We start from the raw sequence: 13,928 nt of genomic DNA on the forward strand, positions 1-13,928 counted from the left end.
CTCTCCATGGCCGCACGCGGCCGGCACCGCCGGTACCAGCCGAACAGGATCAACCGCGCCTCACTCACCGTCACGGCGGGCGGCGCCGGCATGGCGATCCCACTGGTGGCCGTCGGGACCGCAGGCGCGGCCGACGCGACCACCTGGAGCAAGGTCGCCGCCTGCGAGTCCAGCGGCGACTGGAGCATCAACACCGGCAACGGCTACTACGGCGGACTGCAGTTCACCCGGTCCACCTGGGAGGCCTACGGCGGCACCAAGTACGCCCCGCGCGCGGACCTGGCCACCAGGGACCAGCAGATCGCGGTCGCCGAGAAGGTGCTCGACGGGCAGGGCCCCGGCGCCTGGCCGGTGTGCTCGGTGCGCGCGGGACTCACCCGGGACGGCTCCGCCCCCGACGTCCACACCGAGAGCGTCTCGACCCGGCCCGCGAAGAACACGCAGGGCGCCAGGAGCTCGGTGCGCGACGTACAGCCGCAGACCACGCCCCAGTCCCGGGCGGGCGAGGCGCAGATGTACACCGTCGTGCACGGCGACACGCTCTCCGGCATCGCCGAGGAGCGGCACGTACCGGGCGGCTGGCACCGGCTCTACGACGCCAACCGCACGACGATCGGGTCCGATCCCGATCTGATCCTGCCGGGGCAGCGACTGAACCTGCGCGGCAAGGCCACCCCGGCGGCGGGCACCGACACCCACACCCCGGCCAAGCCCTCGACGAAGAAGCCTTCTTCGAAGCCTCATGCGAAGCCTCGTTCGACGTCGGCTCCTGGGACGAAGGAGTCCTCGTCCGAGGGCACCCACACGACGTCCACGAGCGGCCACTCCCTGGTCGCCCCGGTCCACGCCGCCATGGGCACGCCCTACCACCAGGCAGGTTCGCACTGGTCGAAGGGCTACCACACCGGCGTCGACTTCCCCGTGCCGACCGGCACCTCCGTGCGAGCGGTCGCCGCCGGACACGTGGTCGAGGCCGGCTGGGGTGGATCCTTCGGCTACCAGGTCGTCATCCGGCACGCCGACGGGCACTACACCCAGTACGCCCATCTGTCTGCCATCTCCGTGAAGGCCGGGCAGACAGTCTCCGCGGGTCAGCGCATCGGCCGCTCGGGCTCCACCGGAAACACCACGGGCCCGCATCTGCACTTCGAGGTGCGGACCGGACCCGGTTTCGGTTCGGACGTCGACCCGGTCGCCTATCTCCGGGCCGGTGGCGTCAGGATCTGACCCTGATGCGGTGCCTGTCCGCGACGGTGTGGCGCCGGTCCACGACGGGCAGCGGTACGTAGACGCCCGTGTAGAAGGGGCTGTAGGTGGGCGCGAGGAGGTAGGGGTCCGAGGGCTCCTCGGTGTTGGCGCCGCGTGTCCCGTCGGCCGCCGCCGGTACGAGGACGTCGTCCAGGGCCGCGTCGGCAAGCGCCGCGTCCTCCAGGTCCGCCAGCTTCTCCAACCCCTCCAATCCCTCCAGCTCCTGGAGGTCCCCCAGGGGCGACGCGGCCCGCTGCTGGGGCAGGACGACCGACGGTGTTCCGGTCTCGGGCAGCGGCTCCGTCGTACGCGGGGCGTGTTCCAGCCGCTCCGTGGTCAGCAGGATCAGACCGCCCGCCGCCACCACACCGCAGCTCAGGGCCAGCGCGGTGCCCGTCGTGCCGTGGCGGAAGGTCTCGCCGAACATCGTGATGCCGACCGCGGCCGCGAGCACCGGGTTCACCACGGTCAGGGTGGCGAGCGGCGCCGCGAGGCCGCCGCCGCGGTAGGAGGCCTGCGACAGCAGCACACCGGCGATCGCGAACACAGCGATCACCGCCAGCGACGGCAGTTCCGCGAGGGAGACCCCGCCGGTCCAGTCGACGGCCACGGTCTTGGTGAACACGGACGACATGCCGAACGCTATGCCGGACGCGGTGGCGAGCAGCACGCTGCGCACGGCCGGGTGCCGTTGCGCGGCCCGGCTCGCGAGCATCAGCGCGACGACCGCGCCACCGGTGACCAGGGCCACGGCCACGCGCTGCGCGGAGTCCAGAGACGTGGCGTCGGACGAGCCGACCAGCGAGAGCAGACCGGCGAGCCCGACCGTCGCCATGATCGCGCCCCGCCAGGCGGTCGCCCCGGCCTTGCGGCCGACGAACAGGGACGCCATGGGCAGCGCGAAGACAATGGTCAGGGCGCCCAGCGGCTGGACCAGACTGAGGGGCCCATAGGCCAGCGCCACCACGTGGAGCAGCCCGCCGAGCCCGTTCAACGCCACGGCCGCCCACCAGCTGAGGCGGCGCAGCGGCGCATACTGCTCGTCGGGGGAGGACACCGCGACCTGCTCCTGCACGATCGCTCCACCCGCGTACGCGACGGCGGAGACGAACGACAGCAGCACGGACACCGCGAGGGCGCTCATGAGCTGTTCCTCTGCGTGAGGCCGGGGCCCTGAGCCCGGTTCGACGAACGGTCTGCTTCCATGGCCAACACTCTGCCGTGTCGAGTTCTTCCCGTCGTCGTACCTGAGCAGGCAATGGGTCCTACTGCCGATGGAGTACGCCTGGACCCCGATCATCCCCAGGGTGGGCGACGCAGGGTGGAGACCCTCGGGGGCACGCTGCTACCGCCCCTGGTACTACTGCTGCTCGTGGACCTCGACCCGGACCTTGCCGCGCTCCGCCCGCTCGGCGGTTTCTTCGTCCTGCGCACGGCAGGAGAAGCGGCCGCGGCAACACCGGGAGGACCGCCCACACTTGCCGAAACCTACGAAAAAGCGACGGCGGACATCGATGACAACGCGCTGACGTTCCGCGTCGAGACCGTTGCACACCGCCTCCGCACCCGGGAGTCCCGGGTGGCGGCGTCGATCGCCCACCAGGCGCTCGCGGCCCGCCTGTGGTCGTCGGCCCTCGGCTGCGCCGCCCTGTACGGCCGCCTCCCCGACCTGGACCCCCAACTGCTGCGCTGGGACCCGGCCGCCGTCGCCCCCGACGACCTTTGGCTGACCGAGCCGCGCCCGCTGCCCGGGAACCCCGGGAACGCCGCCACCCTTGCCGCCGCCGTGCTGCGGGGCCATCTGGCGCCCCTAGGGGAAGCCCTGAGAGCCCGGTACGGCCTCGCGGCCGGCCTCCTGTGGGGGAACGCGGGCTCGGCGCTCGTCGGCGCGGCCCGCGAGCTCGATCGGTGGGCCCGCGGCGACGGGCGCGGCGACGTGGCCGACCGGGCGCGCGCGCTCACCGCCGAACTGTTCACCCACCCCCTCCTGAAGGACACCGGCACCCTCACCGGCACCTCCTTCCGGCGCCGCAGCTGCTGCCTCTACTACCGGGTGCCCGGCGGCGGGGTCTGCGGTGACTGTTGTTTCACACGGCCACCGTGCTCTTCCCCGGGCGCCCCGTCTGGGTGACCATGAGGGGACCGGCCGGTGAGACCAGGGGGTTGCGGGTGCGAGTGGGACTGCTGAGCCGGGAGTACCCCCCGGACGTGTACGGCGGCGCGGGCGTCCATGTCGAGTTCCTGGCCAGGGAGTTGAGGCCACTGGTCGACCTGGAGGTGCACTGCTGGGGCGAGGGCCGCGCAGTGGGCGTCGTACGTCACCGGCCCTGGTCCGCGCTCGACACCGCCAACGACGCGCTGCGCACCTTCTCCGTCGACCTCTCCATCGCCGCGGCCCTCGAAGGCCGCGAACTCGTCCACTCCCACACCTGGTACGCCAATCTCGCCGGCCATGTCGCCAAGCTCATGTACGGCGTCCCGCACGTGCTGACCGCCCACTCGCTGGAGCCGCTGCGTCCCTGGAAGGCCGAGCAACTCGGCGGCGGATACGCCCTGTCCGGCTGGGCCGAGCGCACCGCGATCGAGGCCGCCGACGCCGTGATCGCCGTGTCGGCGGCGATGCGCGAGGACGTCCTCGGCTGCTACCCCGCGCTGGACCCGGCGCGGGTCCACGTCGTGCACAACGGCATCGACACCACCCTCTACCGGCCGGACCACGGCACCGACGTGCTCACTCGCGTCGGCCTGGACCCGGATCGCCCCTATGTGCTGTTCGTCGGCCGGATCACCCGGCAGAAGGGCGTGCCCCATCTGCTGCGCGCGGTGCGGCACATCGACCCGGCGGCACAGATCGTGCTGTGCGCGGGCGCGCCCGACACCCCGGAGGTCGACCGGGAGTTCCGTGACCTGTTCCAGGAGCTGAGCCGGGTCCGCGAGGGCGTGCACTGGATCCCGCAGATGCTGCCGCGCGCGGACGTCATCCAACTCCTCACGCACGCCGCCGTCTTCGCCTGCCCCTCGGTGTACGAACCGCTCGGCATCGTCAACCTGGAGGCGATGGCCTGCGGCACGCCCGTCGTGGCCTCCCGGGTCGGCGGGATTCCCGAGGTCGTCGAGGACGGGGTGACGGGCCTGCTCGTCCCCGTGCACAAGGAGGGCGAGGACGCCGGGGAGTTCGAGGCGGGCCTGGCGCGGGCGCTGGACGCGGTCGTCGGCGACCGTGAGACGGCCCGGCGGATGGGGGAGGCCGGACGGGAGCGCGCGGTGGGCGAGTTCGGCTGGGACACGGTGGCCCGGCGCACGGTCCGGCTGTACGAGGAGATCCTCAAGCAGGCTTAGCACGCCTTTCCCGGGGGCAGGCATGGGGCAACCAGGGTGAGGGGGAGCGGCCATGCGTCGTGGAGGACCTTCAGTTCTCGGAATCGTGCTGGCGGGCGGCGAGGGCAAGCGGCTGATGCCCCTGACCGCGGACCGGGCCAAACCCGCGGTCACCTTCGGCGGCACCTACCGTCTCGTCGACTTCGTGCTCTCCAACCTCGTCAACGCCGACATCCTGCGCATCTGTGTGCTGACCCAGTACAAGTCGCACTCGCTGGACCGGCACATCACCACCACCTGGCGGATGTCGAGCCTGCTGGGCAACTACATCACCCCCGTCCCGGCGCAGCAGCGGCTGGGCCCGCGCTGGTACCTGGGCAGCGCGGACGCGATCCTGCAGTCGCTCAACCTCGTCCATGACGAACAGCCCGACTACGTCGCCGTGTTCGGCGCCGACCACGTCTACCGCATGGACCCGCGCCAGATGCTCGCACAGCACATCGAGGGCGGCGCGGGTGTGACGGTCGCGGGCATCCGGGTGCCGCGGGCGGAGTCCTCCTCCTTCGGGGTGATCACCCCCGGCTCGGACGGGCAGAGTGTGGAGCGCTTCCTGGAGAAGCCCGCCGACCCTCCGGGCCTGGCGGACGACCCGGACCGCGTCTTCGCCTCGATGGGCAACTACCTCTTCACCACCAAGGCGCTGATCGAGGCGCTGCAGCGGGACGCCGAGGACGAGCGGTCCGTGCACGACATGGGCGGTTCGATCCTGCCCCGGCTCACCGGCCGGGGCGAGGCGCAGCTGTACGACTTCAGCGACAACCACGTCCCCGGCGAGACCACCCGGGACAAGGGCTACTGGCGAGACGTCGGCACGCTCGACGCCTACTACGACGCCCATATGGACCTGATCGCCGAGCGCCCCGCCTTCAACCTCTTCAACCGCGGCTGGCCCGTCTACACCCACTCGGGCCAGCTCTCCCCGGCCCGCTTCGGCGCCGGCGGCATGGCGAGCGAGTCCATCATCAGCTCGGGCTGCCTGATCCGCGGCCAGGTCACCCGCTCCGTCCTGTCACCCGGCGTGGTGGTCGACCCGGGCGCGGTCGTCCAGGGCTCGATCCTGCACGACAACGTCCACATCGGCCGGGGCGCGGTCGTGCGCGGTGCCGTCCTCGACAAGAACGTCGAGGTGCCGCCCGGCGCGACCATCGGCGTCAATCCCGAGCGGGACACCGAGCTTTACACGGTCTCCAAGGGCGGGGTGATCGTCCTCGGGAAGGGGCAGCGGGTCTCGTAGGTCTCGTACGCCTGTTTGGTGGCTCCCTCTTCTGGCGCGACGCGTTTTGTTCAATTAGCCCTGGATGCCCGGGTTTCGGATCTCCGACCCTCACGATGCAGACAGCGATGTCTAACCATCGGAGGTCATCCGACATGAGACGGACCCGGCACCCGCGGCTGTGCCTGGCCGGGGTGATGACAGCGTCCGCGCTGCTCGCCGCCCCCGCCGCAGGGGCCGCCGAGCCGACCGGCGGTCACCTCACCGACCTGGTGAACCCGTTCATCGGGACCCAGAACGAGGGCAACACCTTCCCCGGCGCGGCCATGCCCTTCGGCATGGTGCAGCTCTCGCCCGACACCGGGCACAGCACCGGCTACGACTACTCCCAGAACCGCATCCGTGGCTTCTCCCTGGTCCACCTCTCGGGCGTCGGCTGCCGGATCGGCGGTGACCTGCCCGTCCTGCCGACCATCGGCGACGTCACCCAGACGGACAACGCGAAGTACGCCGTCGGCTTCCGGCACGAGGACGAGACGGCGGGCCCCGGCTACTACCGGGTGGGTCTGGCGTCCGGCATCGGAGCCGAACTCACGGCGACCGCGCGCACCGGCGTCCAGCGCTTCTCCTTCCCCGCCACCGACAAGGCCAATGTCCTGCTCAACGCGGGCCAGTCGCTGCACAAGAAGGTCTCCGCCAAGGTGGAGGTGCTGGACGACCGCACGGTGCGCACCGCCGTCACCGGCCATGGATTCTGCCGGGACACCCTGCCGTACACGGTCTACACGATCACCCGCTTCGACCGGCCCTTCACCGCGTACGGCACCTGGGACGGCAAGGCCGTCACGCCCGGCTCGCGGACCGGGAAGGACGGCGCCTACGTCCGCTTCGACGCGACCCGGGACCGTACCGTCACGGCGACCACCGCCCTGTCCTACGTCGACGCCGACGGAGCGGCGGTCAACCTCCGTGCGGAGGGCGGCCGTTCCTTCGACGCCGTACGCGACGCGGCCCGGCGGGCCTGGGAGGAACGCCTCGGCACCGTCCGGGTCCAGGGCGGGGACGAGACCCTGCGGCGCACCTTCTACTCGTCCCTGTACCGGTCCTTCCTCGCCCCGAACACCGGCAGCGACGCCGACGGCCGCTACCGGGGCTGGGACCTGCGCGTCCACCGCGCCCAGGGATTCACCTACTACCAGAACTGGTCCCTGTGGGACACCTACCGCACCCAGTGCCAGCTCCTCGCCCTGCTCGCGCCCCAGGAGGCCCGCGACATGGCGCTGTCGGTGCTGAAGGTCGGCGAGGAGGGCGGATGGCTGCCCAAGTGGGGCTACGGCACGGTCGAGACGAACATCATGACCGGCGACCCGGTCACCCCGTTCCTGACCACCGCCTACCAGCAGGGCCTGCTGAAGGGGCATGAGGAACAGGCGTACCGGCTGCTGCGCCGCAACGCCGACGGTGTGCCGCCCGCCGACCTGCCGATCGCGGGCCGGGAGGCCAACGCCGAGTACATCGCGAACGGCTTCGCGCCCTACGTCAAGGGCCGCCCGCAGACCAAGCTGGGCGACTCGGACTACCACCAGGGGGCCTCGGTCACCTTGGAGTACGCCCTGTCCGACGCCATGCTGGCGCAGATGGCGCGCGGCCTCGGCCACGTCGCGGACGCCGAGCGGTACGCGGCCCGCTCCCGCAACTACCGCAACATCTTCGACCCCTCGACCGGGTTCTTCCGGGCCCGGGACGCCTCCGGAGCCTTCGCCGGACCGGACGACCCGGCCCTGAGCGTGGGCTTCCACGAGGGCACCGCCTGGCAGTACCAGTGGCTGGTGCCGCAGGACCTGCCGGGCATGATCGGACTGATCGGCGGCGAACGGGCGGCCAACGACCGGCTCGACGCGTTCTTCGCCTACGACCGGCTGCTGGCCGACCCCGAGCGCACCGCGCGCGAGGTGTGGGTGCACGGCAACGCGTACGCCTACTACAACGCGGCCACCTACAACCCGCAGAACGAGCCCGACCTCATCGCCCCGTACACCTATCTGTCGACCGGACAGCCCTGGAAGACCACCGACGTGGTGCACGCGGCACTGACGCTCTTCACGGACTCGCCGACCGGCATGACCGGAAACGACGACCTGGGCACGATGTCCGCCTGGAACGTGCTGTCGTCGATCGGACTCTTCCCGGTCCAGCCCGGATACGGCACCTGGGGTCTGTCCACGCCCGTCTTCGACCGGGTCGACCTCGCCCTGGACCGCCGCTACTGGCCGGGCGGCCGGCTGACCGTGACCGCGCCCGGCACCTCGGCCGGCGACCGCTACGTCCAGTCGGCCCGCACCGACGGATCGCCCTACGGCCGGACCTATCTGACGACCGATGCGCTGCGCTCCCTGCGCCAACTCGCCTTCACCGTCGGCCCCGACCCGTCCGAGTGGGGTACGTCACGAGAGGCGGCGCCACCGGTGCTGAACTGACCTCAGGCGGCTCTTGAGTCCCGTCCGTTTCACTGGAGGCGGGACTTAATCTGCTGTTAACTGAGCGTAGCCTGATCGTACTTGACCGTAATTGCTTGTGGGAGGTTGACTTCTTGTCCACCCACCGTCGACGCGAGGCAAGCCCTTGACTGCTGACCTGCTCGCTCCCCTCGACCTGGCGTTCTGGAACATCGAGTCCGACCGGCACCCGATGCACCTGGGCGCACTCGGTGTCTTCTCCGCGCACTCGCCCACCGCGGGTGCCCACGCGGCCGATCTGCTCGCCGCCCGTGCCGCCGCCGTGCCCGGACTGCGGATGCGCATCCGGGACGTCTGGCAGTCACCGGACCTGCGCCGGCCGCTGGCCTTCGGCGGTGCCACCCGCGAGCCCGACCCCGGCTTCGACCCGCTGAACCATGTACGGCTGCACGCCCCCACCGCCGACTTCCACGCCGCTGCGGGCCGGCTCATGGAGCGCCCGCTGGAGCGCGGCCGGCCGCCGTGGGAGGCCCATGTCCTGCCGGGGGAGGACGGCGTCTCCTTCGCCGTGCTCTTCAAGTTCCACCACGCCCTCGCCGACGGCCTGCGCGCGCTCAAGCTCGCCGCCGGGGTCCTGGACCCGGTGGAGCTGCCGGCGCGCACTCCCCGCCCGATCGAGCCGCCGCGCGGTGTGCTGCCCGATGTGCGCAGACTGCCCGGCCTGCTGCGGGGCGCGCTGTCCGATGTGGGCCGGGCCCTCGACATCGGCGCCTCCGTCGCCCTGTCCACCCTCGGCATCCGCTCCTCCTCGGCACTGACCGCCGAGCCCAGCGGCACCCGGCGCACCGCCGGGGTGGTCCTGGACATCGACGACGTGCACCGGATCCGCAAGGCCGTCGGCGGGACCGTCAACGACGTGCTCATCGCCGTCGTCGCGGGCGCCCTGCGCCGCTGGCTCGACGAACGCGGCGACGGCAGCGAGGGCGTCGCGCCCCGCGCCCTGATCCCCGTCTCCAGGCGCCGCCCGCGCACCGCGCACCCACAGGGCAACCGGCTCTCCGGCTATCTGATACGGCTTCCCGTCGACGACCCCGACCCGGTCAGCCGCCTCGGCACGGTCCGCACGGCGATGAACCGCAACAAGGACGCCGGCCCCAACCGGGGCGCGGGCGCCGTCGCCCTGCTCGCCGACCACGTGCCCGCGCTCGGCCACCGCCTCGGCGGCCCGCTGGTCGGTCAGGCGGCCCGGCTGTGGTTCGACATCCTGGTCACCAGCGTGCCCCTGCCCGGCCTCGGGCTGCGGCTCGGCGGCCACCCGCTGACCGAGGTCTACCCCTTCGCGCCGCTCGCCCCCGGCCAGTCCCTGGCGGTGGCGATCTCCACCTACCGCGGCCGGGTGCACTACGGGCTGGTCGCCGATGCACGGGCGGTGCCCGACCTCGACGTGCTCGCACGGGCGGTGACCGACGAACTGGAGTCACTGATCGCCGCCTGCGACCCCTGAGGGACCGGCCCGCGGACCGAGTTTGGCGGTTCGTCCCGGCGCTCCGTAAAATTCCCCGTTCGAAAGCGGTCGCGAGTCGGAGCGCCGCGCGAGTGACCAGGGAAACGGCAGCGCGATGACGGTGACACAGGACGGCCCGACGGCCGAGGACGAGGCGGTCTACGGCCCCGGCATCGACCCCGAGCGCCTGGCCGTCTGCCTCAGTGTGCTCGAGGAGCTCGACCAGCTGGACGTCGACCATCCCGACGCCCTCACGGTGCGCCGGGCCACCGCCGGCATCTACCGCACGGTCAAGCAGCGCCGCCGCCAGGAGCGCCGGGCCGCCAAGACCGCCCACGACAAGGCGGTCACCGAGGCCACCGCGACCGGCTCCGCCCAGCGCATCGACGACGAGACGGAGGGAATCCTGCCGTCGTCGATCACCGAGGAGGGCAGGATCGCGGGGATACTCCAGCGTCCCCGCTCCTGCTACACCTGCAAGGCCCGGTACGTCGAGGTCGACTACTTCTACCACCAGCTCTGTCCGGACTGCGCCGGGACGAACCGGGCCAAGCGCGACGCCCGCGCCGACCTCACCGGCAAGCGCGCGCTGCTCACCGGCGGCCGCGCCAAGATCGGCATGTACATCGCGCTGCGGCTGCTGCGCGACGGCGCCCACACCACGATCACCACCCGCTTCCCCAAGGACGCCATCCGCCGCTTCAAGGCCATGGACGACTCGGCGGACTGGATGCACCGGCTGGAGGTCGTCGGGATCGACCTGCGCGACCCGGCGCAGGCCGTGGCCCTGGCCGAGCAGGTCGCCGAGGCGGGCCCGCTCGACATCCTGATCAACAACGCGACGCAGACCGTGCGCCGCCTGCCCTCCGCCTACGCGGCCCTGGTCGAGGGCGAGAGCGCCCCGCTGCCCGCCGGGGAGCTCCCCGCCCACCACGTCATCGGCGCCTTCGGCTCCGGCGCCGTCGACGGCATCGCCGCACTGCCCCTCGGCACCGGCGGCCTGGACGCCCAGAAGGTCGCCGACCTCGCGCTCGTCGCGGGCAACGCCAGCGTCGCCCGGCACCTCGACGGCACCGCCATCGACGCGGGCGGCCTCGTCCCCGACGTCGTCGAGAGCAACACCTGGGTGCAGACCATCGACCAGATCTCGCCGGTCGAGCTGCTGGAGACCCAGCTGTGCAACTACACGTCGCCGTTCATCCTGATCAGCGCCCTGCGCCCGGCGATGGCGGCCGCCGCGAAGAAGGCCGCCAGCCGCCGTGCCTACGTCGTCAACGTCTCGGCGATGGAGGGCGTCTTCGGCCGCGGCTACAAGGGCGCCGGGCACCCGAACACCAACGCCGCCAAGGCGGCCATGAACATGGTCACGCGGACCAGCGCCCAGGAGATGTTCCAGACCGACGGCATCCTCATGACGTCCGTCGACACCGGCTGGATCACCGACGAGCGTCCGCACTACGACAAGCTGCGCCTGGCCGAGGCCGGCTTCCACGCCCCGCTCGACCTGGTCGACGGCGCGGCCCGCGTCTACGACCCGATCGTGCGCGGCGAACAGGGCGACGACCTGTACGGCGTCTTCATGAAGGACTACGAACCGGGCAAGTGGTGACACCCGCCCCGGGGCGGTAACCCGGTGGCCGATGCGCAGGTCACGCTCACATTCCGCCGGGCGGGCCCTCGCCGGGTCCGCCGCCCTCCAGGACCGCCCCCGCGGCCGACTCGATCCCGGGCGCCCGTCGCAGCCGCTCGTGCACCGCATACGGCCCCGAGCCGGACGCGGCCCGCACCCGGGTCCCGCCGTCCACCAGCAGATCGGCGCCGGTGACCCAGGCGGCCGCGTCCGAGACCAGCCACAGCACCGCCCGCGCGACGTCCTCGGGCTCCCCGATCCGCCCGAGCGGCAGCCCCGCGGCGATCTCCTCCTCGCCCGCCTCCCACACGAACCGGGCCAGGTCCGTGCGGACGAGGCCGGGAGAGACGGAGTTGACCCGCACCCGGGGAGCGAGCTCGCCCGCCAGCTGCTGGGTGAGATGGACGAGAGCGGCCTTGCTGGTGCCGTACGCCCCCACACGCGGCCCGACGTGCCCCGCGCCCTCCGTGCAGATGTTGACCACCGCGCCACCGTGCTCGCGCATCCACCCCCGCCACGCGCACTGCACCAGCCGCAGCGGTGCCTCCACGTTCAGCGTGAACGCGTCACGCCACGCCTCGGGGTCGACGTCCATGAGCGGCCCGTACGGCTGGTTGGTCGCCGCGTTGTTGATCAGGACGTCGAGCCTGCCGAACTAGCGGAGGGCCAGATCCGTCAGCCGCCGCGGTTGCTCCGGGTCGGCCACGTTCCCGGCCAGCCCGATGCCGCCCAGCTCAGCGGCCGTACGCCGTACCTCGTCCGCGTCCCGCGCGCTCACGCACACCAGCGCCCCGGCGGCCGCAAGGGCTGCCGCGACGGCGCGCCCGATCCCGCGCGTGCCGCCGGTGACGACGGCCGCCCTGCCTTTGAGCCCGTACGACGACGTCATCGCCGTACCGTCTCATGACGGACCGTCAGTCGACAGCCCCCAGCGGTGAGTTCCGGGCCGAGACCAGCTCCAGCACGGTGCGCCAGTCCTCCAGGACGCCGGCGTCGAATCCGGTGGTCCGGCTCTCCTCGTCCGCCTGGCGCAGCCGCTGGAGATCGTCGTCGGCGGGGCCGAGGGGACCGCGGTGGTGACGTACGAGGTGGGAGACGCGCTCGCCCAGCAGGGGCCGTACCGCGTCGGCCGCGCGGTCCGCCTGGCCGGTCTCGCCGTCCGGGTCCACCAGCCGGCCGATGCCGTGCACCAGCCCGGCCAACCTGGAGCTCCTTGTCGGCGGGACGGCTGCGACGCAGCAGGGCCGCGGTCCGCAGCGCGTGCTGATGCCGGCAGGCATACAACAGATCCATCAGCTCCTCGACGCTGCGCAGCTCCATGCGTCAGTCCTCCCGCGAGACAGCCGTTGCGGTACCTCAGCAGATCATGGCGAGCTTGCGGCGGGGCCAACGGCACTTGAACTGCACGACGTGGTCGTTCATATACGCCAAGTGGGTGATCCGAACCGAGCAATATGTAATGAATAGTCCCAGAATGGTGCCGATGGAGTACCGAGCGACTCGAGATAGTTACACCTTGTTTGCACTCCCTATCGAGCGGACCCCCGCTCATTTGGTTAGTCTGTACTCCGACGGACAGCAGTACAGGGTTCTACCCACACCCACGGTCCGTCCCGGGACGAGCCGGTTCATCACGGCCTGCCCTTCCGAGTGACCGGCGCCACCGCGTCCGAACTGGCCTTCAATCCAGACCCGAGCGGGCGTCAGGCACCGGATCGCAGACTGACCGGTACGCCCCGAGGGTGACCCGACACATAAGGAGTGCGCGGTGACACCGGAGAAGACGAATCGCGATCAGCGCCCCAAGGAACGCACGGAGCGCACGGGCCGCAGGCCCGGAGAGCTCGGCAGCCTCGACGTGTGGGCCCGGTCCGCCCCGATCCGCCTCGCGGGCTACGAGGACGACCTGGCCGAACCCCACATCCTGCCGAGCGTGGACTGACCCACCGGTCAGCCGGATCGCGTTCGCCTGGCATGGGCGTGCGAGACTCACGCCCATGCTGATCAGAGAAGCCGTGGCCGACGACTGGCCTCGGATCTGGCCTTTCTGGCACCGGATCGTCGCCGCTGCCGAGACCTACGCCTGGGACCCGGACACTTCGCAGGAAGCGGCCCGCGCACTGTGGACGGGCCCGGCCAAGCGGGTCTACGTCGCCGAGGACGACACCGGCGCCGTGGTCGGCTCCGCGTATCTCACCCCGAACTACGGCGGCCCCGCCGCGCGCGTCGCCAACGCCGGGTTCATGGTCGACCCGGACCGGGCCGGCCGAGGCTACGGCCGCGCCCTCGCCGAACACCTCCTGGCCGAGGCCGAGGCGCAGGGCTACCGCGCGATGGTCTTCAACGCCGTCGTCGAGACCAACCCCGCCGTGAAACTCTGGACCTCCCTCGGCTTCACGATCCTGGGCACGGTACCGGAGGCGTTCGACCATCCCCGGCACGGGCGGGTGGGGCTGCACATCATGTACAAGGCGCTGGGCTGACGGACGGCGCGGGACG

10 protein-coding genes and 2 pseudogenes are annotated in these 13,928 nt (G+C 71.8%); 9 read left to right on the forward strand and 3 right to left on the reverse strand.

Annotation, left to right across the window (positions count from 1 at the left end):
* Nucleotides 1-6 precede the first annotated feature (6 nt).
* The gene (locus tag N8I87_RS35325; protein WP_263214868.1) at nucleotides 7-1,227 is read left to right on the forward strand and encodes a transglycosylase family protein; all 1,221 of its coding nucleotides are present in this window, start codon (nucleotides 7-9) and stop codon (nucleotides 1,225-1,227) included.
* On the opposite strand, the gene N8I87_RS35330 is transcribed toward N8I87_RS35325, so the two are convergent.
* Entirely contained in the window at nucleotides 1,217-2,392 is a 1,176-nt protein-coding gene (locus N8I87_RS35330; protein WP_263214869.1) for a DMT family transporter, read from the reverse strand. The two genes, N8I87_RS35325 and N8I87_RS35330, sit on opposite strands and share 11 nt — an antisense overlap.
* A 210-nt stretch (nucleotides 2,393-2,602) precedes the next feature.
* On the opposite strand from N8I87_RS35330, the gene N8I87_RS35335 reads away from it, so the two are divergent.
* From N8I87_RS35335 to N8I87_RS35360, 6 genes are all read left to right on the forward strand, one after another.
* Entirely contained in the window at nucleotides 2,603-3,379 is a 777-nt protein-coding gene (locus tag N8I87_RS35335) for a (2Fe-2S)-binding protein (protein WP_263216818.1), read from the forward strand.
* Nucleotides 3,380-3,417: 38 nt separating this feature from the next.
* Nucleotides 3,418-4,587 (forward strand): glycogen synthase, encoded by a 1,170-nt coding sequence (gene glgA / locus N8I87_RS35340; protein WP_263214871.1) that lies wholly within the window; start codon nucleotides 3,418-3,420, stop codon nucleotides 4,585-4,587.
* 52 nt (nucleotides 4,588-4,639) lie between these two features.
* A complete protein-coding gene (glgC, locus tag N8I87_RS35345; RefSeq protein WP_263214873.1) occupies nucleotides 4,640-5,860 on the forward strand; it encodes a glucose-1-phosphate adenylyltransferase in 1,221 nt (406 codons plus the stop codon).
* Nucleotides 5,861-5,994: 134 nt separating this feature from the next.
* Nucleotides 5,995-8,316: a GH92 family glycosyl hydrolase gene (locus N8I87_RS35350; protein WP_263214874.1), complete on the forward strand. Its 2,322-nt coding sequence runs from the start codon at nucleotides 5,995-5,997 to the stop codon at nucleotides 8,314-8,316.
* A 145-nt stretch (nucleotides 8,317-8,461) separates the two neighbouring features.
* On the forward strand, nucleotides 8,462-9,799 hold the full coding sequence (locus tag N8I87_RS35355; protein WP_263214876.1) for a wax ester/triacylglycerol synthase family O-acyltransferase: 1,338 nt from the start codon (nucleotides 8,462-8,464) through the stop codon (nucleotides 9,797-9,799).
* 115 nt (nucleotides 9,800-9,914) lie between these two features.
* A complete protein-coding gene (locus tag N8I87_RS35360) occupies nucleotides 9,915-11,408 on the forward strand; it encodes an SDR family NAD(P)-dependent oxidoreductase (protein WP_263214877.1) in 1,494 nt (497 codons plus the stop codon).
* A 46-nt stretch (nucleotides 11,409-11,454) separates the two neighbouring features.
* Here N8I87_RS35360 and N8I87_RS35365 read toward each other — a convergent pair.
* Together N8I87_RS35365 and N8I87_RS35370 are read right to left on the reverse strand one after the other, a co-directional pair.
* Nucleotides 11,455-12,318, reverse strand: a pseudogene (locus N8I87_RS35365) (SDR family oxidoreductase).
* 25 nt (nucleotides 12,319-12,343) lie between these two features.
* Nucleotides 12,344-12,749, reverse strand: a pseudogene (locus N8I87_RS35370) (HD domain-containing protein).
* 448 nt (nucleotides 12,750-13,197) lie between these two features.
* Between N8I87_RS35370 and N8I87_RS35375 the strand changes: the two are divergent.
* Together N8I87_RS35375 and N8I87_RS35380 are read left to right on the forward strand one after the other, a co-directional pair.
* Nucleotides 13,198-13,371, forward strand: a complete 174-nt coding sequence (locus tag N8I87_RS35375; RefSeq protein ID WP_263214879.1) for a hypothetical protein — start codon at nucleotides 13,198-13,200, stop codon at nucleotides 13,369-13,371.
* 55 nt (nucleotides 13,372-13,426) lie between these two features.
* Nucleotides 13,427-13,912: a GNAT family N-acetyltransferase gene (locus N8I87_RS35380; RefSeq protein ID WP_263214881.1), complete on the forward strand. Its 486-nt coding sequence runs from the start codon at nucleotides 13,427-13,429 to the stop codon at nucleotides 13,910-13,912.
* Nucleotides 13,913-13,928 lie beyond the last annotated feature (16 nt).

The sequence above is a fragment of the Streptomyces sp. HUAS 15-9 genome (assembly GCF_025642155.1).
Classification (GTDB): domain Bacteria; phylum Actinomycetota; class Actinomycetes; order Streptomycetales; family Streptomycetaceae; genus Streptomyces.

Coding starts and splice junctions, on each gene's coding strand:
- N8I87_RS35360 (WP_263214877.1), top strand. CDS start 9,915: ATGACGGTGACACAGGACGGCCCGACGGCCGAGGACGAGGCGGTCTAC.
- N8I87_RS35350 (WP_263214874.1), top strand. CDS start 5,995: ATGAGACGGACCCGGCACCCGCGGCTGTGCCTGGCCGGGGTGATGACA.
- glgC (WP_263214873.1), top strand. CDS start 4,640: ATGCGTCGTGGAGGACCTTCAGTTCTCGGAATCGTGCTGGCGGGCGGC.
- N8I87_RS35325 (WP_263214868.1), top strand. CDS start 7: ATGGCCGCACGCGGCCGGCACCGCCGGTACCAGCCGAACAGGATCAAC.
- N8I87_RS35330 (WP_263214869.1), bottom strand. CDS start 2,392: ATGAGCGCCCTCGCGGTGTCCGTGCTGCTGTCGTTCGTCTCCGCCGTC.
- N8I87_RS35380 (WP_263214881.1), top strand. CDS start 13,427: ATGCTGATCAGAGAAGCCGTGGCCGACGACTGGCCTCGGATCTGGCCT.